The 24,256-nt window shown below is 54.3% G+C and carries 21 protein-coding genes and 1 tRNA gene; 9 read left to right on the forward strand and 13 right to left on the reverse strand.

From position 1 onward, the window contains the following. Positions 1 to 153: 153 nt before the first annotated feature. Positions 154 to 228: transfer RNA gene (locus JIN85_RS04245), tRNA-Glu, on the reverse strand. 189 nt (positions 229 to 417) lie between these two features. Between JIN85_RS04245 and tkt the strand changes: the two genes are divergently transcribed. After that, the gene (tkt, locus tag JIN85_RS04250; protein WP_343225487.1) at positions 418 to 2,403 is read left to right on the forward strand and encodes a transketolase; all 1,986 of its coding nucleotides are present in this window, start codon (positions 418 to 420) and stop codon (positions 2,401 to 2,403) included. 62 nt (positions 2,404 to 2,465) lie between these two features. Here tkt and JIN85_RS04255 read toward each other — a convergent pair whose 3' ends face one another. The 4 genes from JIN85_RS04255 to JIN85_RS04270 all read right to left on the reverse strand — a co-directional run bounded on the left by JIN85_RS04255 (position 2,466) and on the right by JIN85_RS04270 (position 7,955). After that, the gene (locus tag JIN85_RS04255; RefSeq protein WP_200267996.1) at positions 2,466 to 4,490 is read right to left on the reverse strand and encodes a transglutaminase-like domain-containing protein; all 2,025 of its coding nucleotides are present in this window, start codon (positions 4,488 to 4,490) and stop codon (positions 2,466 to 2,468) included. Positions 4,491 to 4,560: 70 nt separating this feature from the next. After that, complete coding sequence (locus JIN85_RS04260; protein ID WP_200267997.1) at positions 4,561 to 5,970, reverse strand: DUF58 domain-containing protein; 1,410 nt, start codon at positions 5,968 to 5,970, stop codon at positions 4,561 to 4,563. Between the two features lie 14 nt (positions 5,971 to 5,984). Continuing rightward, entirely contained in the window at positions 5,985 to 6,920 is a 936-nt protein-coding gene (locus JIN85_RS04265; RefSeq protein WP_200267998.1) for an AAA family ATPase, read from the reverse strand. A 9-nt stretch (positions 6,921 to 6,929) separates the two neighbouring features. Next, positions 6,930 to 7,955: a quinone-dependent dihydroorotate dehydrogenase gene (locus JIN85_RS04270; RefSeq protein ID WP_200267999.1), complete on the reverse strand. Its 1,026-nt coding sequence runs from the start codon at positions 7,953 to 7,955 to the stop codon at positions 6,930 to 6,932. 331 nt (positions 7,956 to 8,286) lie between these two features. Here JIN85_RS04270 and JIN85_RS04275 point away from each other — a divergent pair, with 331 nt between their 5' ends. Together JIN85_RS04275 and JIN85_RS04280 are read left to right on the forward strand one after the other, a co-directional pair. Continuing rightward, positions 8,287 to 9,144 (forward strand): sigma-70 family RNA polymerase sigma factor, encoded by an 858-nt coding sequence (locus JIN85_RS04275; RefSeq protein WP_200268000.1) that lies wholly within the window; start codon positions 8,287 to 8,289, stop codon positions 9,142 to 9,144. 126 nt (positions 9,145 to 9,270) lie between these two features. Next, positions 9,271 to 10,227, forward strand: a complete 957-nt coding sequence (locus JIN85_RS04280; protein ID WP_200268001.1) for a glutathione S-transferase family protein — start codon at positions 9,271 to 9,273, stop codon at positions 10,225 to 10,227. Here JIN85_RS04280 and folK read toward each other — a convergent pair. Together folK and JIN85_RS04290 are read right to left on the reverse strand one after the other, a co-directional pair. Next, positions 10,212 to 10,718 carry a 2-amino-4-hydroxy-6-hydroxymethyldihydropteridine diphosphokinase gene (gene folK, locus JIN85_RS04285; RefSeq protein ID WP_200268002.1) on the reverse strand — a complete coding sequence of 169 codons (507 nt, stop codon included), beginning with the start codon at positions 10,716 to 10,718 and terminating at the stop codon, positions 10,212 to 10,214. The genes JIN85_RS04280 and folK overlap by 16 nt on opposite strands. Beyond that, complete coding sequence (locus JIN85_RS04290) at positions 10,719 to 12,194, reverse strand: S1C family serine protease (protein WP_200268003.1); 1,476 nt, start codon at positions 12,192 to 12,194, stop codon at positions 10,719 to 10,721. Between the two features lie 93 nt (positions 12,195 to 12,287). Here JIN85_RS04290 and JIN85_RS04295 point away from each other — a divergent pair, with 93 nt between their 5' ends. Then, positions 12,288 to 12,587, forward strand: a complete 300-nt coding sequence (locus JIN85_RS04295) for a Dabb family protein (protein ID WP_200268004.1) — start codon at positions 12,288 to 12,290, stop codon at positions 12,585 to 12,587. 4 nt (positions 12,588 to 12,591) lie between these two features. On the opposite strand, the gene JIN85_RS04300 is transcribed toward JIN85_RS04295, so the two are convergent. Genes JIN85_RS04300 through JIN85_RS04315 form a run of 4 tightly spaced genes read right to left on the reverse strand, consistent with a single transcriptional unit; the run spans position 12,592 to position 15,390 of the window. After that, entirely contained in the window at positions 12,592 to 12,909 is a 318-nt protein-coding gene (locus JIN85_RS04300; protein ID WP_200268005.1) for a cytochrome c, read from the reverse strand. A gap of 3 nt (positions 12,910 to 12,912) precedes the next feature. Further along, the gene (sorA, locus tag JIN85_RS04305) at positions 12,913 to 14,142 is read right to left on the reverse strand and encodes a SorA family sulfite dehydrogenase catalytic subunit (RefSeq protein WP_200268006.1); all 1,230 of its coding nucleotides are present in this window, start codon (positions 14,140 to 14,142) and stop codon (positions 12,913 to 12,915) included. Positions 14,143 to 14,155: 13 nt separating this feature from the next. After that, complete coding sequence (locus JIN85_RS04310; RefSeq protein WP_200268007.1) at positions 14,156 to 14,428, reverse strand: hypothetical protein; 273 nt, start codon at positions 14,426 to 14,428, stop codon at positions 14,156 to 14,158. After that, positions 14,425 to 15,390: an RluA family pseudouridine synthase gene (locus tag JIN85_RS04315; RefSeq protein ID WP_234047230.1), complete on the reverse strand. Its 966-nt coding sequence runs from the start codon at positions 15,388 to 15,390 to the stop codon at positions 14,425 to 14,427. Before JIN85_RS04315 ends, JIN85_RS04310 begins: the two co-directional genes overlap by 4 nt. Before the next feature lie 2 nt (positions 15,391 to 15,392). On the opposite strand from JIN85_RS04315, the gene JIN85_RS04320 reads away from it, so the two are divergent. Next, positions 15,393 to 17,726 (forward strand): serine/threonine-protein kinase, encoded by a 2,334-nt coding sequence (locus JIN85_RS04320; RefSeq protein ID WP_200268008.1) that lies wholly within the window; start codon positions 15,393 to 15,395, stop codon positions 17,724 to 17,726. Positions 17,727 to 17,747: 21 nt separating this feature from the next. Here the strand turns inward: JIN85_RS04320 and JIN85_RS04325 are convergent, their stop codons facing one another. Beyond that, a complete protein-coding gene (locus JIN85_RS04325) occupies positions 17,748 to 18,512 on the reverse strand; it encodes a DeoR/GlpR family DNA-binding transcription regulator (protein WP_200268009.1) in 765 nt (254 codons plus the stop codon). A gap of 274 nt (positions 18,513 to 18,786) precedes the next feature. Here JIN85_RS04325 and JIN85_RS04330 point away from each other — a divergent pair, with 274 nt between their 5' ends. From JIN85_RS04330 to JIN85_RS04345, 4 genes are read left to right on the forward strand one after another with little or no spacing between them, the layout of a single operon-like run. Beyond that, entirely contained in the window at positions 18,787 to 19,527 is a 741-nt protein-coding gene (locus JIN85_RS04330) for a hypothetical protein (protein ID WP_200268010.1), read from the forward strand. A 42-nt stretch (positions 19,528 to 19,569) separates the two neighbouring features. Further along, the gene (locus JIN85_RS04335; RefSeq protein WP_200268011.1) at positions 19,570 to 20,346 is read left to right on the forward strand and encodes an MIP/aquaporin family protein; all 777 of its coding nucleotides are present in this window, start codon (positions 19,570 to 19,572) and stop codon (positions 20,344 to 20,346) included. A 39-nt stretch (positions 20,347 to 20,385) separates the two neighbouring features. Then, positions 20,386 to 21,882 (forward strand): glycerol kinase GlpK, encoded by a 1,497-nt coding sequence (gene glpK / locus JIN85_RS04340; protein WP_200268012.1) that lies wholly within the window; start codon positions 20,386 to 20,388, stop codon positions 21,880 to 21,882. Next, positions 21,879 to 23,444 (forward strand): glycerol-3-phosphate dehydrogenase/oxidase, encoded by a 1,566-nt coding sequence (locus JIN85_RS04345; protein WP_200268013.1) that lies wholly within the window; start codon positions 21,879 to 21,881, stop codon positions 23,442 to 23,444. Before glpK ends, JIN85_RS04345 begins: the two co-directional genes overlap by 4 nt. Here the strand turns inward: JIN85_RS04345 and JIN85_RS04350 are convergent. Next, positions 23,441 to 24,208, reverse strand: a complete 768-nt coding sequence (locus tag JIN85_RS04350; RefSeq protein WP_200268014.1) for a class I SAM-dependent methyltransferase — start codon at positions 24,206 to 24,208, stop codon at positions 23,441 to 23,443. The genes JIN85_RS04345 and JIN85_RS04350 overlap by 4 nt on opposite strands. Positions 24,209 to 24,256 lie beyond the last annotated feature (48 nt).

Consider the following 24,256-nt stretch of genomic DNA (forward strand, 5'->3'; position numbering starts at 1 on the left):
CCGCGTGATCGCCCAATGCGGCTAAAAATCCATCATCAATCCAACCTCAAAACCTCAACAAAAAAGCCTCATCCCCAATCTTTGGTGTAGACCCATCTTTGGTGTAGACCCCAGAGGGGCTGTCGTGCGCTCATTTTCCAGACAGTTGGAAAATGGCGACCCGTAAGGGAATCGAACCCTTCTTGCCAGGATGAAAACCTGGAGTCCTAACCGATAGACGAACGGGTCGTAAGTCGCGGTGCGGCGAGAAAGAATCCCACCAGCGGATTAAAGGCAAGACCTTTTTGATGAAAAATTCGAATTTTTTTCATTACCCGGTTTCGTGCCTCAGGCACGGAAGGTGTGAATGGTGACTTGTCATCCCCGGGTGGTCTCTTAACCTCCCTTCAATCCGGATTTTCAAACCGCCGGAAACGAATTTCACTTATGAATACAACCGTGCTCGCAAAAGCCGCCAATGAAGCCCGTGGCCTCGCCATGGATGCCATCCATGCCTGTAACTCCGGACATCTCGGTCTGCCTCTCGGCTGCGCGGAGATCGGTGCCGTCCTTTTCGGCGAGGCTCTCCGGTATAATCCTGATGCCCCGAAATGGTTGAACCGCGATCGCTTTGTCCTGTCTGCAGGTCACGGCTCGATGTTCCTCTACAGCTGGCTCCATCTTTCGGGCTACGCGGTGTCCCTCGAAGAAGTGAAAAATTTCCGCCAGCTTGGCTCGATCACTCCAGGACATCCTGAGTTCCATGAAACGCCAGGCGTCGAAGCGACGACGGGTCCTCTGGGACAGGGAGTGGGTAACGCCGTGGGCTATGCGCTTTCCGGCAAGCGCGCGGCTGCGAAATTCAACACCGCAGAGCATGTGGTGTTTGATCACCATGTGGTCGCGATCATGGGGGACGGCTGTCTTCAAGAAGGGGTTGCGAAAGAAGCCATCGCTTTCGCGGGGCATTCCGGTTTGGACAATTTGATCCTCATCTATGATTCCAACAACGTGACGCTGGATGCGATGGCTGAAATCACTCAAGGTGAGGATGCCGAGGAGTATTTCCATTCTCAATGCTGGGATGCGGTCACCATTGATGGCCATGATTTGGCTGCCATCGCGGAAGCTGTCGAGAAAGCCAAGGCGACCCAGAACGGTCGGCCGAAGGTGATCATTGCCAAAACCGTGATCGCTAAGGGAATTCCTGAAGTGGCAGGCACTTCCAAGGGCCACGGCGAAGGTGGAGCGAAGTTTATCGAAGCGGCTCGCGCCGGGCTCGGTTTGCCGAAAGAGGAGCTGTTTTTCGTCTCGGAAGAAACGAAAGCGTATTTCGCCGCGAAAAAAGAGGAATCGAAGAAAGCTTTCGATGCCTGGCAAGCGACTTACGATGCCTGGGCCGCTGCGAATCCTGAGCTGGCAGCTGAATTGACTGCAGGGATTGCGCTTTCCGCTCCGACAGACCTCAGCAGTGCGATTCCTGAATTCGCTGCGGATTACAAGGACGCAACCCGTTCGGCTGGAAGCACGGTGATCAATGCAGTCGCCAAGGCGATGCCTCAGCTGTTGACCGGCAGTGCGGACCTTTTCGGTTCGACCAAAAACTACCTCAAGGATGGCGGTGATTATTCAACCGGAAATCCGCTAGGCCGGAATATCTGGTTCGGCATTCGTGAACACGGCATGGGCGCGATCTGCAACGGCATCGCCTATGACGGCATTTTCCGGGTGAGTGGCGCGACCTTCCTTGCCTTCGCGGATTACATGCGTGGATCGATCCGATTGGCGGCACTTTCGCACATTCCGGTTACCTATATCTTTACTCATGATTCCGTGGGAGTCGGCGAAGACGGCCCGACCCACCAACCGGTGGAAACAGTGAGCAGCCTGCGCGTGATTCCGAATTTGGATGTCATCCGTCCTGGAGATGCCGAGGAAACGGCTGGTGCCTTCATTGCGGCGATGCAGCGGACGGATGGACCGACCGCACTGATCCTGACTCGTCAGGCAATCCCATTGCAGACTTCGGTTTCCGTGGCTGAGCGCCGCGATGGTGCGCAGCGCGGTGGCTATATCGCGCGCAAGGAGAAGGGTGAGCTGACCACCATCCTGATGGCGTCCGGTTCTGAGCTTCAATACGCAATGGATGCGGCGGATCAGTTGGGCGACGGTGTCCGGGTCGTCTCCATGCCTTGTTTTGAGCGATTTGATCGCCAAGGCGCTGACTATCAAGAGGAAGTATTGCCAAAAGCGGTCACGAAACGGATCTCGATCGAGGCCGGCATCACCGGGCTGTGGTGGAAATACCTGGGCACGGATGGCAAGGCGATCGGCATCGATCGTTTCGGCCTGAGCGCACCGGGAAATGTTGTCTTCAAGGAACTCGGCATCACCACCGAGGCCGTGGTCAACGCTGCGAAGTAACCGCGCTCGCAGAGCAGAATTTGAGTAAGAGGCCGGATGATGCATCCGGCCTCTTTTCATGTTCACGCCTTGGCATCGGCCAAGCGATCAAGTTGCTCCCGAATTTGATCTGCAAGCGATTGCAGGCGGTCTTTTACCGATTTCGATGAGGGCGCGGGGTCAAAGCGCAGTTTTTGATGCAAGGTGATGGCTTCGGCGACAAGCTCAGGTGCAGCGATCAAGCCCTGCAGGGGAAGCAGCCATTGCGGGAGCGATTGCCCGGGCGGGCGGGGTCCCAGAATTTTTTTGGCTGTGGGTTCCAATTCGTTGAGCGCAGTGCGGATGTTGCTTTCGAAAACAGATTCCGCAGACTGATGCTCGTGAACCACATGCCGCGATTTGGCAAGACGGCGGATGATCACAATCAGCGCACCCACCGCCAGGATGGTCACAATGATCGAAATGATAAGTTGGTTTTTCGGCCGGTTTCTCCACAGAAAGAAATCTTCCCGAGCGATCAGCAATCCATCTGCCAGCCACTGGAACGAGGATTTCCCAAGGCGTTGCTCTTCGAGAGCGAACCAATTTCCGGGTGTCGGGTCGAAGTCCTTCCAGATGCCGTTTTTTTCATCCCATACCCGGCACCACGCGTGGCAATGTTCACCACGGATGACGGCGGTTCCATCCTTTGGATCGGTCTCCCGAACGGCAAAGCCGATGGTGTAACGTGTTGGAACCCCGGCTTCCCGCAGTAGCAGGGTGGCCGCTGTGGCGAAATATTCGCAGTGCCCTTTGCGATCGGTCGTCAGGAATTGGGAAATGGCGGTAGTGGGATTGGCGGACGCATCGTAGAAGGCGGGGATGCTGAGATAGCGGGTGTAGGTGAAATTTTGATCAAACCACCGTTTCACGATGTTAAGTTTCTCATCCAGGGTCGGCGCGGATTTGAGCCCCAGGCTTTCAACGACTTCTGCGACGGTTCGCGACTCACTTCGGATGACGGCGAGATCCTGTTGTGGCCACGGCGGTACTTCCGGGCTTTGATGATCCCCCCAGAGGATGGTCCCATCGATGATCGGGTTCTGTGGGTAAATTCGGATGGTTCCAAACGAATTCCGCTCGATACCATCCAGCTCGAAATCTTTGATGCTGGCCGCATTACCGGGCATCGGGAGCAGGCTTTTGTTGTTTACAGAGCCACGTATGGAAAAACGCGGAAGGGTCGGCAAAGTTGCTTCCTTACCATCTGCATTGGCGCGGATCAGGTAATAATCTTCGCTATCCGAGGTGCCGTATGCACTCAAATCCTGGAAATCGAGCACCAAGCTACGTGACCCCGGCGGCAATCGTGTATCCCAAGTCCCGTTGATGTAGCGATTGTAGCTGGCAGCTCGCAACAAACTTGGAAATGGGTCTCCTTTTCGAATTTTCAATCGCCAGAGGATGTCCCGCGATACCTTGATATCACCCAGTTTTCCAATTTGCGTATGGGAGGTTTTCGCATCCAGGCCGGTGCCTGAACCTGAATCTTTGCCGCGATAGCTATATTTACTGGTGGCGAAGTGCAGGGTCGCTTGACCGGTGAGGGCAAAAAGAGTGGCGATGAATAGGGCGAAAAGAACTCCGGCAGGTCTTTTCCGGCGATTCCGAACCATGGGCCACCCGATCAACAAAACGATCCCCGGCAGATAAAAATAGGGGTTGGCTTGTTCTCCCAAAGTCGATGCCACCAACGTGATCACCAGGTAGGCATTGCCGAAATTCAGTTTAATCACGGATTCCTGCAATCCATGACGAAGATTTCGCTCGTATCTTTGCCGGGCGAAAAAGGAGAAAATATTCAGCGGGATGGATGTCTGAAGCCCGTAGGATTGGGTGAATTGGACCGGAAACAGCAGCACCGGTAGCCAGCCCATCACGCGCGAGACCGCGAGCGAGCGATGGCTGTCATCCAACCAAAAAACGACCAGCAGCACGATGATGGCGATGGTTGAGAGATGCCAGGATCTGGCGTAGCCATGATCATCGAAATTCCAACGAAGACGGACGAAATGCGCCGTCTCGACGATGACGGCGAGTAGCACTGCCGCGATGACATTTCCAGTCATCGCCCCCCAGAACAGGAGGGCGCAACCAAGCAGATAACGGGGCGGTGGAAGGGCTGTAGGGATGGCGGAATTAGTTGAGTGTTGGGAGTCGGCGCGGGAGACGGTGGAGGTCTTGTTCCAGCTGGTGAACGTTCAACCATTGTCCAGGAATCGGAGCATCTTGCGGGCGCGGGCCGATGCCTAGGACTAGCGCGCTGCATAGCACTCCGCCACGTTCAAGGTTTTGGAGAAATTCGGCACGGTGTGAATCCCAGCCGCACAGGACGACCAGGCACGAAGTGAGCAGCTCGCGGTGTTTCAGGACCAAATTGGTGAGAGGCTCGAACGCCGGTTCACTTTCCGAGTGAACCCCGGCGAGGACTTCCAGCAAGGTCTCGGTCCGGGCGACTCCGCGTCCTGCGGTCACCATGTGGGCCTTGTCCTTGATGAACATCAAATCCAGCAGCGACTCTCCACTATCCAAAGTGACGACAAATGAGGCCGCGACAGAAACTGCGGCTTCAAAGATTTCCCGCTCGTTGGGGGTGGAAAAGGTATCGAGGATCAGCCCATAGCGAGGGTAAAACGTGTCTTCGAGCTCCTTCACAATCGGCCGCCCGGTTCGGGCCCAGCTTTTCCAATGAATCTGACGCAGCGGGTCGCCGGGGCGGTAATCTCGCAGGCCGACGAATTCGCCGGAATTGCCGATCGCATTGGCCGTCGCATCGCCGCCGATTTGGAATCTCGTGTTTCCGGGCATTTCGAAATTCGGCAGGCGGTAGCGCTTCGGTAAAACCGTCAGGGTGGATGTGGCGGTTTGGGTTCTGCGGCAACGTTGCAGCAGGCCAAATGGATCGGGCAATAGCACCCGCAAATCCTCCAACTGGGTGACTCCGCGGCGGAGTGGGATGAATTCGATGGTGCTCATTTTGGTTTCGCCAGGAGCGAGATCAAGCGGCAGCTTGGCCTTTCCTCCTTCGAACAGCCGGCGATGATAAATCAGCCACTTCCAGCGATAGTAAGCCAGGGTACGATCGAACCAATTGCGCTCATGTTCGCCCGGCTCGCGGCTGAAGCGGAAATCCCCATAGTTTGGCCGTGGATCAGGCGCCGTTTCTGAAAGCCATGCGTGGCTGAGACGTCTTCGGGCCAGGTTGGTGACATGGAGGTGGTAGCGCAGAACTTCATCGACAGTCCCATAACGCGGGAGTTCGCGGATGGCGCGGATGTTTGCCCGTCTGGCCAGCATCCAGAAGAACGCGATGAATCCGATGGCGAAGGCGAGGGAGAAGATTTGATGCACCGCATCATTATTCCAGTAGCCAATCAGCAATCCGCAGGAAATCACCTGGACTGCTGCGAGTCCAACACCAGCTGGGAGGATCCGCCGGGTGAAGAAATACCGCGGACCCGCGCTTTTCATGTAAGCACGGTGCAGCGTCCGATCCAACCATTCCGGTCGCGGTGACTGGCGTTTCGTCTCGGTGGCAGCGGAACTCATCGCGGTTGTTCGGTCTAAACGGGAACCGGTGTTTGAGCAATGATGTCCTCCACGATTTGTCGGGCATTTTGTCCTAAATATTTCGCTTCAGGAGCCAGCACCAGGCGGTGGGCGATGACGTCGACAGCGACCGATTGGATGATTTCCGGAGAAACGAAGTCGAGGCCCTCAAACAGTGCCAGCGCCTGGGAAACTTTCATCAATGCCAGTGAGGCACGCGGGCTGGCCGGGAGTTGGACCTCTGGCCGGGAGCGGGTTGCTGCGACCAGGGCCACGGTGTAGTGACGCAGCTCTTCGCTGAAGCGGATTTTTTTCGCGGCATCCATCAGTTCGAGGATTTCATCGCGTGAGACCACCGGTTCCAGTTGGTCCACCGGATGCGTTTGCACTTGATCGGCCAAAATGGCGACTTCTTCGGCCGCGCTGACGTAGCCGAGGGTGCATTGCAGGGCGAACCGGTCCATCTGTGCTTCCGGCAACGGGTAGGTTCCGCGAAATTCGACCGGATTTTGGGTGGCGATCACAAAAAACAGACTGCCGAAGTCATGTCGCTCTCCCTCAATCGTTGCCTGGCCCTCGGCCATGGCTTCGAGTAGCGCGCTTTGCGTTCGCGGTGAAGCGCGGTTGATTTCGTCCGCGAGAAGAATGTTGGTAAAGATCGGCCCGGGATGAAATCGGAACTCCTGGGAGCGGGGATCGAGAACGGAAATTCCAAGAATATCGGACGGCAGGAGATCCGGGGTGAATTGGACCCGCTTGAAGACCGAACCGGAAATGGCGGCTGCGATTGCTTTAGCCATCGTGGTTTTCCCGGTCCCCGGGTAATCTTCGAGCAAGACGTGCCCGCCTGAAATCATGGTGGCGAGGATGCGGCGAATGACGGGTTCCTGACCGCGGACAACGGAGCAAACCGCCTGTTCTAGGCGGGCTGGGGTGGGGAGATCGGGCATTTTGAAATGTCAAAGGGATGCGGCAAGCTCGCGGACGAGTCTGGGGCCTTGATAAATGAATGATGTGTAGATTTGGACGAGGGAAGCTCCTGCGTCCAGTTTTGCCTTCGCTTCTTCCACAGAAGAAATGCCGCCGACCCCGATAATCGGCACTTTATTTCCCAAATGAGATGAAAAAGCGGCCAAAACGGCGGTGCTTTTATCGAACACCGGTTTGCCTGACAGGCCGCCCGCTTCGTTGGCGCGCGGATGGCTCATGACCGACTGGCGATCCAGCGTCGTATTCGTGGCAATGAGGCCATCCAATCCGCCGTCGGTGAAAACTTTGGCCAGGTCCTGAATGTGCTGATCTTCCAAATCGGGCGCGACCTTGAACAACAACGGAACGGATTTGCCATGCTCACTGGCCAGTTTTTGTTGTTCCTGCTTCAGCTTTTCCAGCAATCGCGCACTCGCTTCCGCACCTTGGAGATCGCGTAAGCCCGGCGTGTTCGGGGATGAAAGATTGACCGCAATATAATCTGCAACCGGATAGGCGGCGCGTAGGCAGGCGAGATAATCGTCCGCGGCATTTTCGTTCGGGGTATCCTTGTTTTTGCCGATGTTGAAGCCGATGACTCCGTTGAAGTCCTTGCTTTGGCGAACGTTGGTGACGCCGGCGTCGATCCCGGGATTGTTGAAACCCATGCGATTGATGATCGCTTCGTGATCGATCAGTCGGAACAATCGAGGCTTTGGATTTCCGGCTTGAGGCCGCGGAGTGATGGTGCCGATTTCGATGAAACCGAAGCCGAGACGTCCGAACGCGTCGATCGTGTTTCCTTCTTTGTCGAGCCCTGCGGCAAGGCCGACTCGATTCGGAAAGGTGAGTCCCATCAACTCGACGGGGGTGACAAATTCGGGTGAATCCGCGAGGAGCTTTAAAACTCCCACTTTTTCACAAACCCGGAGACCGGAAAGACTAAGATGATGGGCCTGTTCCGCATCTAAGCGAAACAATATCGAACGAAGAACGGGATATAAGATATCGAGCACGCGTCGAATTTGCGGAACTCGATCTAAGTTGTCGAGTGGCGCGACACCGTGGTGCGAAATGTGTCATAATGACCCGGCACCGTGACATTATGCACGATGCAAAGTGCCAATGTGTCACGATGTTCTTCCGCAACTGTTGATTTATCAAGGGTATGAGTAATTATTCCTGCGGGCACGCATTCTGCGAATAGAATGGTCCATGGAAGCCAACGATCGTTCTGAAATGTTCTCCTGATCTCAGAATGTCATTACAAAGCATTTTTTCTCGAAATATTAGGAATAAACTACTCTCCGGCTTCGCTTAATCAAGTAACTCCTGCCCCACAAAATTATGGCCTACGAATCTGACAGCAGCCTTAAACTTTACCTGCGCGAGATTTCAAAAACCCCTCTTTTGACTACCGAAGAGGAAGTCGCGCTCGCAGCGCGCATCAAAGAGGGCGACCCTGAAGCACGCGCTCACATGATCCGCGCGAACCTTCGACTTGTGGTGAAAATCGCCCAAGATTATTCAAGCTACGGCCTTCCTGTGACCGATTTGATTTCTGAAGGAAACATCGGTTTGATGAAGGCGGTGGAACGTTTCGACCCTGAAAAGGGCGGCAAACTTTCGACTTATGCCGCATGGTGGATCAAGCAATCCATCAAGCGCGCACTGGCAAACCAATCGAAAACGATTCGTCTGCCCGTCCATATGGTCGATAAAATCGCAAAAATGCGCCGGATTTCGACCATGCTCGCAGAAGCACTCGGTCGCGAGCCTACCGATGAAGAGCTTGCCGAAGAAGTCGGCTTGCCACGCCGCAAGCTGGCCATGCTGAAGCAAGCTTCGCAACGCCCGACTTCGCTCGATGCCCCAATCAACGAAGGGGAAGCGACCGAATATGGCGAAGTCATTGGTGACGAGCGTGCCGTGAACCCGCTGGACATGCTTTCCGATAAGAATCTTCATGGAGAACTGGACGGTTTGCTTTCCGTTTTGGACGACCGTGAACGACGCATCATTGATGACCGTTTTGGTCTCAGTGGTCATACTCCGCTGACTTTGGAGGAAGTCGGTCGTGAGTTTGGTGTGACCCGTGAACGGATCCGCCAATTGCAGAATTCTGCTTTGACAAAAATGCGCCGCGCTCTCCGTAAGAAGGAAAAGCCGATGCCAAAACCAATTGGCGGTTTGGCAGAGGCTTGACGAATTCCCGTGTGTTTATGCTTGTTGGCTGGCAGCCGCAGCAGGTTGGAGGACCTGCTGCGGTTGCTTTTTTTGTGACTTGCGGCGCGCTGAATGGGGTGGATATTCGATGTCTTTTACCATCCCATGAATGCCCAATCCCAATTTCCTGACGAACAAGACGCGAACGGCGGATTTGTCAGGCAAGCCGATGAGTTCCGCCAATGGCTGGGTACCCCCGATGCGGATCAATTTCCGGCGGTCGCGGGAAGATATCACCTCTACATTTCATTGGCCTGTCCGTGGGCATCCCGGACGCTGATCGTGCGAAATGTCAAAGGCTTGAAAAAGGCGATCTCGGTTTCAGTCGTGGACCCGATCCGCGATGAAAAAGGATGGGCCTTTCGTGAAGGACCTGGCTATGGAAAGGATCCGATCAATGGGTTCAATTATCTGAGTGAGGCCTATTTTGCGACGGATGCCGCCTTCAAAGGAAGGATCACGGTGCCGGTGCTCTGGGATAAGGAAAAAGCGGTCATTGTGAACAACTCAGAGGACGATATCTGCCGCATGCTGAATGATGATTTTGGCGCAGTTGCGGAATCGTCGATCAATTTGTTTCCTGCCGAACTTGAGCCGGAGCATGCGAATCTGGCGCAATATATTTACGAAAACGTCAACAACGGCGTCTACCGGGCGGGCTTTGCCACTTCCCAGACTGAATACAACAAGGCTTTCAAAGCGCTTTTTGCTGCACTGGACGAGCTGGAGCTGAGGCTCTCAACCAAACGATATCTGTTTGGCGATCAGATTGTTGAAGCGGATTGGAGACTTTTTTGCACGCTGGTCAGGTTCGATGCAGTTTACCACGGCCATTTTAAATGCAATCTCCGGCGAATCGTGGATTACCCGAATCTTCACGGCTATCTGCTGGATCTATTTCAGCACCCGGGAATCGCAGGAACTGTGAATTTTGATCACATCAAGCGGCATTATTACTTCACTCACGATGACATCAATCCGAGCCGGATTGTGCCGCTCGGGCCAGCGCTTGATTTCACCGCTGCGCATGGCCGGGATGCGCTTTCTCACCAGGATTCGTAAAGCCGGACCAACGGCTCATCTTCCTCAGAGAGTTGTTCCAAAAGCAACCGGACCGGGAGTGTCAGACCGGGCAGCATCAGATCTGGAGATAGATCCGCCAATGGTTTCAGGACGAACCTGCGAATTCCGATTCGCGGGTGGGGGATTTCGAGCTCATCGGTCTGGCAGATTTGATCGCCGAGAAACAAGATATCCAGATCGATGATGCGCGGGGCGTTTCTTTCTGCGCTAGCAGTTCGGCCGAGTTTTGCCTGGATTAGCTGAGTGAGTGTCAGCAGTGAGGCCGGATCGCCATCGTAGTCGAAATCGACCACGGTGTTGAAAAAATCGGGTGAACCGGGCGGGCAGTTGACCGGAACACTCTGATAAACCGGAGCTGCCCGCAGATTTGAGATGGTTGCCTCGGTAGCCAGGCAATCTCTCGCGTGCTGGAGGTTTTCCAAGCGGTTGCCAAGATTGGAGCCAAGTGCAACTCCAGCACGGTTGCTCATTCAGTCCTTGAGATTGCTGAGTGAGGCGATGCCGTAGTTTTTCTGCACCCGGCGATTGGCGTCATCCACTTTGGAAGATGGGATGACAATGGGGCGATCGGCACCGAAGAGTTCGATCACGAAAAACTCAGGTGGATTTTCCGGGTGGAGCAGCTCATTGGCCTGCACCAGATCGGTGACTTCGACTCCGTTGATTTTGTTGACGGCAAAGCCTTCGTAATCGGTGAGCTGGCTGGTTACCGGATCGGATTCGACCCGAGTCAGAACGACGATGTCCTTATGTTTTTGGAAAAGCCCCTTCGGCACGTAGTCCGTGTAGAGGCGGCGGACCGTGACGTCGGTGAATTTAGAGGTGGCGAAGAGATTGGTGTCGAGCGGTTGGAAAACCAAACCGGCGAAAACCAGATAGCGCGGATCTTTTTCGTATTGAATCGCATACATGCGGGACCACTTCAACGGCTTCAGCTCGATCTCGACGTCGTTCCATCCTTCATCGCGTTTGAACCGGACGGCGACCTTGTCTCCAGCGAATTTCCGTTCGATCACTTCGTTCAAATTCACCTTTTCGCCATCGATGAGCACCATGCCATCGCTGTCGACCGCGTATTTATCCAGCGACATCAGAACATCGCCGGGTTGCAGGATGCCATCGGATGAACTGCCGGGAACGACGTTGGTAATCATCACGCCCGTGCCATCGTTCGGCAAACCGAGTGCTTTACGCATGGCAGGGTTGAAGAGCGGGAACTCTGAAATGCCCAGATCGGCATAATGATCATAATGGCCGTCCTCAATATCCTTGAGGAAACGTTTCACCACAGGAGTGGGGATGATGTAGCCGGTGTTGTCTGCTTGACGGAGACCCTGGAATGCAACCCCCACAACTTTACCGTCCTGAAGCACCGGACCGCCGGAGTTTCCGGGGTTGATCGCGGCGTCGATTTGCACGACCAGGTGGGAATCTGCGCGGCTGTGCGCGTAGGGTTGGAAATCGACCCGGGAAACCACACCGCGGGTGACGGAAATGCGATCTCCACCGATCGGGTAACCGATCACGCGGACCTGGGACTCAAGCGCCGGGATGTCGCCGAGTTCCAGTTTGGGAAACGATTCGAAGTCCGTGAAATCATCGACCGAAAGGATGGCCAAGTCACAGTCATGCGCGATGTATTCAACCTTGGCTGGGTATTTTTCCGGCGATCCGTGAATGGTGATCAGAATGCGGCGTGCATTTGAGGCAACGTGCGCGTTGGTGAGAATCTTGTTTTCGCCGATGATGAACCCGGTGCCGATGCCGCCGCTGAAGCGACCGCTATTCCAGGGAGTGCCGTAGTCCGGGACCTGAGTGGCAACCTCGACTCGGACCACCGAGTGGTAAACAGCAGAAGGGGCGGAAGGAGTAGCGGCTTTGGATTGAGCCCGCAGTGCCGGCATTGCCAGGAGCAAGGATGAGCAGACGGCGAAAATGCATTTCATAGGAATGGGCTGATGGTAGGGAGTGAACTCCGCTCGGCAAGGGATTTCAGGAATGAAGATTGCGGGCGCGGGCTTGCACGGCTACCAAGCGGCATGGACCATCACGTTTATTTCTGGCTCAAGGAGGAAAACAAGAACCCGGCAGATCGTGCCGCCTTTGAACAAGGACTGGCCGCACTATTCGAGATCGAAGGGATTGTCAGCGGACGCTGGGCAGTTCCCGCTGATGTGGAATTGCGACCGGTTGTGGATCAATCCTGGGATTACGCGCTGACCATGCAGTTCGAGAGCGTGGAAAAGCACGACATCTATCAGAACCACCCGGATCACCAGAATTTCATCAGCACCTTCAAGGAGCTCTGGGCCCAAGTCCAGGTGAAGGACCTGGCCTGAAGTTCTATTTGGTGCCGTAAGCGGCAGTTAGATAGTCGGTGAGATCCTCGACCACCGAGTCGGGGATCGGCGCGCCAAATTTGTCACGCATCTTCGCAACGGTTCCTGCCCAGAACGTGCGTGGCAATGGGGGCTGGGATGCCGCGTATTCAGCGGAGTGGCAGGTGTAGCAATAGGACATCGCCAAGTCGACCCCCTTGATTTGCTTGTAGGTGGCTGATTCCGGGACCGGTAACTCAATGGTTTTCGCCTCACCGGATGCGGCAGGAATGGCACCCATGGATAGCAGGCCTAACAAGGCAGGGAAGATGAAGTATTTCATGGCTTAGGCGATCTCGACTTCAACGGTTTCTACAACATTCCTCATGTAGCCTGAAGGATTCCACAGCGGCTCCATCGGCTGGCTGGCTCCGATGCGATTGAATGCGCGGACTTTCCAATGCGCAGTGCCTTTTTTGCTGGGGGTGAACGGAATGGTCCATTCACGGAACGAAAAGCGGCCCAGGTCTTCGCCGAGTTTGGCGCTGCGCCAGGAATTTCCGCCATCCGCCGAGAACTCGACTTCCTTGATTCCTTCGCCACCGTCAAATGCGATGCCGCGGATGGTGGTGGGCTTGCCGACAGGAAGAGTATCGTGATCCGCGTGACTGGTGATGAACGAGCGGACGTTGAGAGAATTGATGGGAACGGTGGCCTCAGGTTTGGTGCCTGGCTCGATAAATCCGCCGCCAGTGGTAGGAATCCGGTAGGCGGGATTCATCCAGAATCCCTCAAACTCGTCTTCCAAAACGGTGACTTCGTGCAGGTGCTTCACCCAATAGGTCGCGTAATAGCCGGGAACGACCAGTCGCAACGGGAAACCGTTCAACATCGGTAAATCTTCGCCATTCATGGTGTGGGCGATCATGATCTCTCCCGCCATGATTTGCTCGATATCCAGGGGTTTGACGAAATCCGGAGTTTTATCGATCACTGCGGTGTCGAGTCCATCGAACGAAACTTGCTTAGCCTTCGCGGAAAGGCCTGCTTTTTCCAGAACATCCTTCAGGCGCACACCCTTCCAGCGCGCATTGCCCATCGCGCCATTGCCAAGCTGACCACCCGCTACCCGCGGATTGGAAAAACCCCGGCTGTTGCCGGAACATTGGGCGACGGCCACGGTTTCGATCTGTTCGAACTGGGTTTTGAGATCCTGAAGTGAAAGCGAGAGTGGCGTTTTGACCACGCCTTTGATTTCCAATCGGAACTGATCCGGATCAATGCTGAGAGGGATCGCTGCCAGGTGATACCGGACATAAAAGGCATCATTCGGAGTCAGCAGGCCATCGTTGAAAATGCCGAACGGGGTTTCGAGTTGAGGCGGGCGCGAAGTCAGTAGAATGAGCGGTCGCTTGCCGGGAAATTGCACCAGCTTCCGGCCCCCATTGGCGAACGGGAGCGTTACATCCGCTACTTCAGCCGCCCGCAAAAGCTGACCGCCTGTGCCTGCGATCAATCCTGCTCCCGCAAGTCTGCGGATGAAATCTCGGCGTGAGGAATGGGAGTTGCGTTGCATGGGAATGGCCGGGTTATTCGAGATCGTCTTCTTCTTCGTCGTCTTCTTCCGCAAAAGGTAGCTCATCTAACAACTCACGATAAGCAGATTCGTCAAACGATCGTTTTTTACGCATCACCGATTCCATTTCTTTCCCAAGGGCGATCGCAATCTGAGTTTTCGCCTCATTTTCGTCCAAACCGAGGGCGGTCAAGCGTTTGAAGGCTTTGGCGACGTATGGAGTCTGGGGAGAAACCAATTGCTGCTCAACGGCGAGAAGAAGTTCAGGAAGGATATCGTCGTTCATGTCGGAAGATTGGCATTTTGGGTCCAGGGAGTGAATTCTGGTGGAATGGGTGCCTCAAATCGAACGGTTTCGCCAGATATTGGATGGGCAAAGCTGAGTTTCCAGGCATGAAGCATCAGGCGGCCCGTTTTAACGGTTGATTTGGCTTTTTTGGCGTAAATCGGATCGCCGACGATGGGCGAGCCCTTGTGATGGAGGTGGACCCGGATTTGATGGGTTCTACCGGTGTGCAGGTGGCAGAGGACCAAGGCCGTGCGGGTTTCCAGATCCGTGTGCAGAATTTCGTAATCCGTAATCGCGGGTTTGCCTCCGGGCGGATTGACGACTGCCATTTTCTGGCGATTCACCGGGTGCCGACCGATGTGGGTGAAAATCGTGTCGCGCTCCGGGGTCGGAATTCCCTGGGTCACGGCGAGGTAAAGCTTTTCCATGGTCGTCCGCTCGGCGAATTGCCCGGTGAGCGATTGATGAGCCGCGTCGGTTTTGGCCACGACCAGGCAGCCGGAGGTGTCCTTGTCGAGTCGATGCACGATGCCGGGCCGCTCTACGCCGCCGATGCCTGAAAGTTGGCCATGGCAGTGGTGGAGAAGGGCATTTACCAGAGTGCCATCCGGGTTTCCTGCGGCGGGATGGACCACCATGCCGGTTTGTTTATGGATCACCAAGAGGTCATCATCCTCATAAAGCACATCGAGCGGAATGTCCTGAGGCTGGGCGATATCTGGAACCGCCTCTGGCAAGGCGACACTGATGCTGTCTCCGGCTCGAACGGTGTCGCGCGGTTTCGCTGGATTCCCATTAACCAAAATAAATTGCTCCCGAATCAGGGTCTGGATGCGGGACCGGGACAAATCGGCGAGTTGAGTCGCAAGAAACGCGTCAAGGCGCTCTCCGGTAGTTTCTTCGACATGGATTTCCACGACGCCGAGTGTTTCCGCATTGGATCGCGCGGCAAGTTTCAAGTTTGCGCGCCAATTTTTCGTTCGCTATCATCCAGCACATGGCGGAGGCGGAAGAGGAGTTATTTTCATGTCAGGAATGTGGGGAGTCGATGAATGTTTCCGCGATCGAGCCATTTTCGATGGTGGAATGCCCGTTCTGCAAAGGGGATAACTTGGTGAATATCGACTTCGGTCCATACACCTTGGTGAGGCGGCTCACGCACGGTGGGATGAGCGTCGTTTACGTGGGGCGCGACAACACCTTGGGTCGCGAAGTCGCCTTGAAGATTCTTAACGAAACTTATTCCGCAGACGAACGGCGCATCCTGGCGTTCGAGGAAGAAGCAAGGATCACCGCATCCTTCAGTCATCCGCACGTCGTAAAAGTTTTTACCACGGGTAGAGCGTTCGGGCGATTTTTCATCGCCATGGAATTGGTTCCTGGAGGGCATTTCGAGACGTTCATCAAACGACGCGGGAAAGTGCCTGAAATGGAAATGCTGCCGTTATCGATCCAGATTGCCGAAGGCCTGGAAGCAGCGTGGCAGGCAGGCTTGATTCATCGCGATGTAAAGCCGGGGAACATTTTGTTAGACGCACAGGGAAATGCCAAGATCGTCGACTTCGGGCTGGCATTGGTCACCAAGGGTGGAAAAGCCAAGGCTGAGGAACTATGGGCAACGCCGTACTACGTTCCTCCCGAAACCATAGAGGGCCAGGAGGAAGATTTCCGCTCCGATATTTATTCATTTGGAGCAACCTTATATCATGCATTGGCTGGAGTCCCTTCCTGTTCGGAGGAAACCATGGCGACGGACGTTTTGCGGGAAGCGAAGAAGAAAGTGGTGCCCCTGAAACATGTGGCACCACACCTCTCGGCCGAGATTTGTCGGATTGTGGATCGCGCGATGGCCTACGATCCGAAAGATCGATTCGGTTCTTATCGGGAAATGATATCCCAGCTCAACCTTGCATTAAGTGACGATAAAGCGGCTGCGCAATCAAGAAAGCTCAAGACCGTCTTTACTGCCGTGGTCGCGGCGAATTTGCTGATTGGACTTGGCTTTGCCGCTTGGTCGCTGATGCCAAAAGATGAAGCGGTCGAAACTCCTAAAGCTCTAGTAGCACCGGTTACGCCGGTAGTTGATACGTCAGCGAATGAGCAAGCGGCAGCGCACATCGCTCAGATTTACACTCAAGCGCGCGAAGCCTTGAACGCGGCGGATTACGGAACCGCGCGGAAGCTTTTTTCCGAGTTGCGAAACAACGCGGCGGTGCAAGAACCCACCCGGACTTTTGCTGGAGTTGAGGTGGTTCTGACCGCGTTTTTAGCAGGTGCTCCGGATGACGCCCGTTATGAAGCGCGGAAAGTGATCGACCATTTGCAGGGTGGACGACTTGCCGATCAGGAACTTTCCAACCGGTTGCTGGATGCCTTGACTCAATTGCAGCAGGGTGGGGAACTATCACCTCCCGAGCGCGAGGCATCTGATGCAACGGATGTGACCTTGATGATGATTGCAGGGTTGGAGCAATGGGATCTGGACCATTTCAAGCAAGCTGCAGACGACTTCGCCTGGGTTGGCAATGCGGTTCTCAGCCCGCAGGATCATTGGGTTTTAATTTATCAATCGATTGCCGCCAGTTATCGAACAGAAGCCAACTTGTTGGCCGAAGAGGTGAAGCTCAAATCGGTCCCCTCATCCCAGACGGAATTGAAGGAGGCACTTGAGGATTTGGATCGGCTCAGTCTGCAAGTTCAACCCAACGGCCCGGCTGCTTTGGTGTTGCAGCAGCGCCGCAAGGCACTGGACGCCATGACTGGTTTACTGCAAGAGCCTGAAAAACCTGAGCCGGTTTTCTCTTATGATGAGATGCGGGAATGCGAAGCCGAACTCCGATTCGATGACGCAACCGCAATGATTGATATCGGCTTGAAAACCAATTCCACCCCCGCGCTGATTGCGAGAAAGGAGATGTCTCAAGCGGCCGCTCGTTTCATGACACGAATGAAAGCCCTCGTCGGGGAATTGCATGGAGCTGCCCAATTGCAGCTGTTGAATGCCTCTGAAGTTCAACCAGCGGAACTGACCAAAGACGGAAGTTTGATGTTAGGGGGGGAACTTGTTGGCTGGGATCGGGTTGATGCGGATTCCCTGATCGACCTCTATCGGCAGTATATCAGTTCTGACACGACTGAAGAAGATCGGGTGGAATCGAATTTCGAAGCGGTTTCATTCGCTTGGCTCACTGGCGCCAGAAGTCGTGCGGAAAGTGCGGCAAGGCGACTTAGTGAAGAAAGCCCATCATTCCGCGAACGGTGGGAACAGACTGAGCCTGCGAGATCAGGGCATTGATCAAATGCCGCTGTTTACTTGTTATGATTTAGCAACCATGACGGTGATGCCTGCGGCTTTGAATCGAGCGAGAATTTCAGGCGCAGCCGCGTCATCCGTGACTAAAATATCAATATCGCTCAGGTCTGCAAACCGGTAGGCACTGCGGGCACCGAGTTTGCTTGAATCAGCCAGAATGATCACCCGGTCGACACGCTCGATCAGGCGCTGTTTGAGTACGCCGTGTCCATGGTTCACATCCATCGCGCCGCGATCCGGGTCCAGTGCATCGACACCGAGAAAGGCACTGCGGATCACAAAGCGTTTCGACGCGTCTTCTGCCATTGCGCCGGTATAACCTCGAGACTGGTTTTCATAGGTGCCACCGGTGCAAACCAAGGTCAGGTCCGGGCGGGTCGCCAAACTGACAACAATGTGATGGGCATTGGTGACAACCGTGAGCGGCATCACGGGGAGATGATCCGCCAGCCTGAGAACTGTCGAACTCGCATCCAGAAAAATGGTTTCACGGGGGGAAATCAGGTCAGCCGCGACACGGGCAATCAGGTCCTTTTCCCGTTCGTTGACGGCGGTTCTGACGGGTAGTGGCAGATCGAATCGATCCGGCGAAGGACGCTCCGCTCCGCCATGGTTCCGGACCGCTCGTCCCATTTGTTCAAGCACCGTCAAATCCTTGCGAATCGTCTCATCAGAGACGCCAAATTCCTCCGCAAGATCGATGTTGCGGACGAAACCTTGCACCTGGATACGGTGCAGGATCAGTTTTTGACGTTCGGAGACCAACATGGCGGCGAAAAAGTAAAACTTTTTTCCCAACTTTTGCCAAGACGGAAGCTTGGGAATTTTGCGCCTCAACTTGGGTTTCGCTTGGGTTTGTTCGGTGCGGGAACTGTTTAAAAGATATGTGATTGGGTTTGTAGGATGTTTTAATGCTGTTGTGGTTGATGTTATCAAATAAATATCATTGATGAGTTAGGTTTTGATGGAATGGTTTCCCTTGTCACTTAACCCAGTGACACACGGGTGAAAGCCCATCATCTACCCCAAAAACCTAAAACTCATGAAACCCAAGTTGTTCGGCGCTGTATGTTCAGTTTGCCTGCTTCAAACCAGTATGTTGTTTGCCGGTTCATCCACGGAACCTGATGCATTTACTTCAATCACTCCAACCTCGACATCAGATCCCTGGATCACGGGATCTCTGAATGCTGGTTTCGAAACGCTCCACGTATATCGCGGTGTGGATTCATCCTTCGGTGAGCAGAACTACTGGGGCTCGCTGGATCTCGATATGCTCAACTTTTTCCACTTCAATCTGTATAGTGGTCATTCCTCAAATCGTGAATACAACGAGCTTACTCCGAGCGCTTATTTGTATAAAGATGTAGGGCCAGTTAGACTTTCGACTGGTGTTATTTTGTATCACTTCCCAAGTGGAAAAGGCAGCGATAGTGACGAGTATTTTGTCAGTGCTTCCTCAGAGATTGCTTACGGAATCCAAGCCACCGCTTACTTCTCCTACAACGAGCGCGCTGATGGTTGGTATGATGAACTCAAACTTTCGCGAAATACAGAGCTGACGGATCGGCTTTCTCTGGAAACCTCCGCCGCACTTGGATTTTCTGACGGTTTGCGATCGGGTGGCAATGGACTTGATAACCTGACGATCTCCGTCGGATTACCCATCAAGATCACCGATCAAATTACTCTGAAGCCCCTGGCTGGTTACGCATTTGCGCTGGATGCCTTGGATAGTGGTGATGAATCGTGGGCAGGCCTGACCGCTTCGTTCAAATTCTAACAGGTCGAAGTTGATGTTTAACAATTTAATATCGAAACGATCATGAATGTGTATTTAGCGGAATTTGTCGGAACGGCCATCCTGATTCTTCTTGGGAACGGTGTGGTCGCAAATGTGAATTTGAAAAAAAGCTACGGTCAAAACGGGGGTTGGATGGTGATTGCCACGGCCTGGGGATTGGCGGTGGCGATCGCTGCCTATTCGGTTGGACGGATTTCAGGCGCGCATCTGAATCCTGCGGTGACTGTGGCACTTGCCATTCTCGGAGATTTTCCTTGGGCAAAGGTTCCGGGTTACATTGCGGCACAAGTCGCAGGCGGAGCTTTTGGCGCGACACTGGTGTGGTTGACTTATTTGGCCCACTGGGGTGAAACCGAAAACCAAGGTGCAAAGCTCGCATGCTTCTCCACCTCGCCAGCGGTGCCAAAGAAAATTCCAGCGTTCATCACCGAGGTCATCGGGACTTTCATGCTGGTGTTCGGAATTCTCGCCATTGGTAAGATCGGAGCCGGAGTTCCAGCCGCTGAATTTGCGCCAATCGGAAAAGCGGTTCCCACCTCACTTGTTGGCGTCGTGGCAACCTGGTGGAGCCCTATGCTTGTAGGACTTTTGGTTGTATCCATTGGTCTGTCGCTCGGTGGTCCTACTGGATATGCCATCAATCCTGCGCGAGATTTAGGGCCTCGCATCGCCCACCAAATTCTTCCCATCGCCGGGAAGGGGCAGTCGAACTGGGGCTACGCATTGATCCCAGTGGTTGCCCCCCTGGTCGGTGGGGCGCTCGGCGCGGTCCTGTTCTCCGCTTTATTTAAGTCATAAACCCAATCTAACTTCTCGAATCTTTAATTTTAAAAACCCATGAAATCGAAACAATACATTCTCGCGCTCGACCAAGGCACAACCAGCTCGCGGACATTGGTCGTGGATCATTCCGGAAAGGTGATTTCGGTCAGCCAGAAAGAATTTAAGCAAATTTATCCCAAGCCCGGCTGGGTGGAGCATGACCCGATGGACATTTGGTCGAGCCAATCGACGACTGAAGCCGAGGCATTGAGCCAGGCCGATCTCAGTCACAAAGATATCGCCGCGATCGGCATCACCAATCAACGGGAAACCACCGTGGTGTGGGACAAACGCACCGGCAAACCGGTTTACAATGCCATTGTTTGGCAGGACCGGAGAACTGCGGATTATTGCGCGAAGCTCAAGGAGCAGGGGCTTGAACCAAAGTTTTCGCAAAAAACCGGACTACGGCTGGACCCGTACTTTGCAGGGACCAAATTGCGCTGGATCCTTGAAAACGTCGAAGGCGCTCGCGAAGACGCGGAAGCAGGTCATTTGCTTTTTGGGACAGTTGACAGCTGGTTGGTTTGGAAACTCACGGGAGGAAGTGTGCACGTGACGGATGCGAGCAATGCGTCGAGAACCTTGCTCTATAATATCTCGGAACAGGACTGGGATGATGAGATCCTCAAAACTTTCAATATCCCCCGCGTGATGCTGCCGGAGGTAAAAGGATCAAGTGAAGTTTATGGCCATACGTCCGAGAACGTGCCGATTGCGGGAATCGCCGGGGATCAGCATGCGGCTCTTTTCGGCCAGGCGTGCTTCGATGTGGGAATGGCAAAAAATACTTATGGAACCGGATGCTTTATGCTCATGCTAACCGGAGATAAGCCCGTCTTTTCGAAGAACAATCTGCTCTGCACCATCGCGTGGAAAATTGGTGACAAAACCGAGTATGCCTTGGAAGGGTCCATCTTCATGGGCGGCGCCGTGGTCCAGTGGCTGCGCGACGAAATGAAAATGGTCGGCAGTGCCGAGGAAGCGAGTTGGCTCGCGTCCAGCGTTCCAGATGCGAATGGCATGTATCTGGTTCCTGCATTTGCAGGACTCGGGGCACCGCACTGGGACCCCTACGCACGCGGCACCTGTGTTGGCATGACCCGCGGGACCAACCGGGCCCATTTCTGCCGGGCCGCGATTGAGGCGATTGCTTATCAAAGCGCAGACCTCGCCGAATCGATGAAAAAGGACAGTGGAATCGAAATCAAAGAATTGAGAGTCGATGGCGGTGCCTCACGCAGCGAACCGTTGATGCAATTCCAGTCAGACCTTTTGGATGTGCATGTCATCCGACCTGAAAATGTCGAAACAACCGCGATGGGGGCGGCATATCTAGCAGGCCTGGCCGTTGGCTTCTGGGAGAGTAAGCAGGACATCATCGATCGTTGGAAAGCCGGCGCTCACTTCAAACCAGAACGACCTGCTGAGGAAATGAAAGCCCTGGCCGCAGGTTGGGATCGTGCGGTGGAACGCGCGAAGGCCTGGGAATTACCGGAGGAAGAATCATGAAAAGAATCAATCATTTAAGAGAAGTCCGCAACGCGACAGAACCCTTTGATTTTTGCATCGTCGGCGGCGGTGCAACCGGACTTGGTTCGGCTGTGGATGCAGCATCGCGTGGCCACTCAGTCGTGCTGTTAGAACAAGCTGACTTTGCGAAGGGGACGTCATCGCGCTCTACGAAACTGGTTCACGGTGGTGTCCGTTACCTGCAGCAGGGAAATGTTTCTCTGGTGCTGGAGGCACTTCGCGAGCGTGGTCGGTTGACGAAGAATGCTCCGCATTTGGTTCATGACCTTTCATTCGTGATCCCTAACTACAGTTGGTGGGAAGGCCCATTCTATGGCATCGGCATGAAGGTTTACGACCAACTTGCGGGGAAACTTGGCCTTGGCCCAAGTAAATGGCTTTCTAAAAAAGATACCATTCAGCGAATCCCGACTGTCGAGGTCGAAGACCTGACCGGTGGCGTGATGTATCACGATGGCCAATTTGATGACTCGCGATTAGCGGTCAACCTCGCCCAAACCGCGGCGGGACTTGGAGCCAAAATCATCAACTACGCGAAATGCACCGGCCTCATCAAAGTCGATGGGTTGGTCCAAGGCGTGGATGCCGTCGATGTCGAAACCGGCGAGTCCTTCCAAGTGCGGGCGAAATGCGTGATCAATGCCACGGGAATTTTTGTGGATGATCTGCGCGCCAAGGACGATGAGTCTTCGAAGCCGATGGTCACCGTCAGTCAGGGCATTCACATCGTTTTGCCTAAAGAATTCTTGCCGGGCGATTCGGCAATCATGATTCCCAAAACCGCCGATGGTCGGGTGCTGTTTGCGGTGCCGTGGCATGATTGTGTCGTAGTGGGAACGACCGACACCCCGTTGCATGAAAAATCGATGGAGCCCCGCGCGCTTCACGAGGAAATCAACTTCGTCATGGAACATGCGGCAAAGTATCTAACAAAAGATCCACAGCCATCGGATGTCCTGAGCATCTTTGCCGGCCTTCGCCCGCTCGTGAAATCGGGTGATGATAGCAACACGGCTGCGATTTCCCGCGATCACACGATTGTGGTCAGCAATAGCGGGTTGATCACAGTCACCGGCGGCAAATGGACGACTTATCGCAAGATGGCGGAGGATGTGATCGATCAGGCGGAAATGGTGTCTGGGGTTGAACAGAAGCGTTGTGAAACGGTGACGCTGCAAATTCGCGGGTGGACACGAACTCCGATCAGTGAAGTGAATCTTCGTCCTTATGGAGCTGATGCTTCTGCGATTCGCCAGCTGAATGAGCCGGCTTTAATTCACCCGGCTCTCAATCTAACAGTCGCAGAAGTCCGTTGGCACGTTCGTGAAGAAATGGCCAGAACCGTTGAGGACGTCCTGGCGCGACGGAGTCGTTGTCTTCTATTGAATGCGAAGGCGAGTATCGAAGCCGCGCCAGCGGTTGCGCACATTATGGCGGAAGAATTGGGCAATGGTGACGCGTGGATCGACGACCAAGTTCACCGTTATTCCGAGATTGCCCACGGCTATGTCTTCGGCGATCCGGCTAGTGTTGGAGATTAACTGCCAACGTAAAGTTTCGTCGTGTAAATCATTTCCACGCTCCCATCGATTTGGTGGCGAGCGTGGCTTTCTTGTAGTCTCCTCATCATTGGTTCATGATTGGGATGTCCCTCAAGCGGTGACGATGATGAAGACAAGGCAAGCCCCTTGAGCGATTCAAAATCGAGCCGGGTTCGATGCTGGAAAGTGTGAAGATCGAACGGGCCGATGAAAAATTTAGCCAGTCGTTCATCATCGATGTTTTCGTGGCGAATTCTGGAATAGTCGCTGCCATAAGTGGTCATGATCTCCTCATAGTCGCGAAGAAACGGTGTCGTATCGAGCTGACGCTTATTCCAGAGAAGCCCGAGTTTGGCATTCGGCTTCATGATGTGACTGAACTCGGCCCTCGTTTCCGCATTTTCAAACCAATGAAACGCCTGGGCCGCGATGATGAAATCGACGCTTTGATCGGGTAGGGTAGTTGCCTGAGCCTTGCCGTCAATGCTATGGAACTTTGGATAACCGGCCAGCATATGCTCTGCAGCACCACGCATATCAGCATTCGGCTCCACCCCGTAAACCGCGCAACCGAATTTCAAGAACAGTTCGGTGGAAATGCCGGTGCCGGAGCCGATGTCCGCAACGATCGAATCAGGTGTCAGTCCCGCGACCTCTGCTAAACGGTCGGGAATTTCACTTGGATAGCTGGGACGATAGCGAACGTAATTTTCGACCCGGTTGGAGAATCGCCTTTCAGGTGCGGAATTGTTAGATGGATCCATCGCCGTCAAAATAGATTGCGCATCAGATGTCTCAATCCAAATTTACCG

Origin of the sequence: Luteolibacter pohnpeiensis (assembly GCF_016595435.1) — a bacterium.
GTDB lineage: Bacteria > Verrucomicrobiota > Verrucomicrobiia > Verrucomicrobiales > Akkermansiaceae > Luteolibacter > Luteolibacter pohnpeiensis.

Bases quoted from the DNA above. Each gene is read 5' to 3' on its own strand.
- JIN85_RS04255 (WP_200267996.1), bottom strand. From the start codon at position 4,490: ATGACTGGAAATGTCATCGCGGCAGTGCTACTCGCCGTCATCGTCGAG.
- JIN85_RS04260 (WP_200267997.1), bottom strand. From the start codon at position 5,970: ATGAGTTCCGCTGCCACCGAGACGAAACGCCAGTCACCGCGACCGGAA.
- JIN85_RS04265 (WP_200267998.1), bottom strand. From the start codon at position 6,920: ATGCCCGATCTCCCCACCCCAGCCCGCCTAGAACAGGCGGTTTGCTCC.
- JIN85_RS04275 (WP_200268000.1), top strand. From the start codon at position 8,287: ATGGCCTACGAATCTGACAGCAGCCTTAAACTTTACCTGCGCGAGATT.
- JIN85_RS04280 (WP_200268001.1), top strand. From the start codon at position 9,271: ATGAATGCCCAATCCCAATTTCCTGACGAACAAGACGCGAACGGCGGA.
- folK (WP_200268002.1), bottom strand. From the start codon at position 10,718: ATGAGCAACCGTGCTGGAGTTGCACTTGGCTCCAATCTTGGCAACCGC.
- JIN85_RS04290 (WP_200268003.1), bottom strand. From the start codon at position 12,194: ATGAAATGCATTTTCGCCGTCTGCTCATCCTTGCTCCTGGCAATGCCG.
- JIN85_RS04295 (WP_200268004.1), top strand. From the start codon at position 12,288: ATGGACCATCACGTTTATTTCTGGCTCAAGGAGGAAAACAAGAACCCG.
- JIN85_RS04300 (WP_200268005.1), bottom strand. From the start codon at position 12,909: ATGAAATACTTCATCTTCCCTGCCTTGTTAGGCCTGCTATCCATGGGT.
- sorA (WP_200268006.1), bottom strand. From the start codon at position 14,142: ATGCAACGCAACTCCCATTCCTCACGCCGAGATTTCATCCGCAGACTT.
- JIN85_RS04310 (WP_200268007.1), bottom strand. From the start codon at position 14,428: ATGAACGACGATATCCTTCCTGAACTTCTTCTCGCCGTTGAGCAGCAA.
- JIN85_RS04325 (WP_200268009.1), bottom strand. From the start codon at position 18,512: ATGTTGGTCTCCGAACGTCAAAAACTGATCCTGCACCGTATCCAGGTG.
- JIN85_RS04330 (WP_200268010.1), top strand. From the start codon at position 18,787: ATGAAACCCAAGTTGTTCGGCGCTGTATGTTCAGTTTGCCTGCTTCAA.
- JIN85_RS04335 (WP_200268011.1), top strand. From the start codon at position 19,570: ATGAATGTGTATTTAGCGGAATTTGTCGGAACGGCCATCCTGATTCTT.
- glpK (WP_200268012.1), top strand. From the start codon at position 20,386: ATGAAATCGAAACAATACATTCTCGCGCTCGACCAAGGCACAACCAGC.
- JIN85_RS04345 (WP_200268013.1), top strand. From the start codon at position 21,879: ATGAAAAGAATCAATCATTTAAGAGAAGTCCGCAACGCGACAGAACCC.
- JIN85_RS04350 (WP_200268014.1), bottom strand. From the start codon at position 24,208: ATGGATCCATCTAACAATTCCGCACCTGAAAGGCGATTCTCCAACCGG.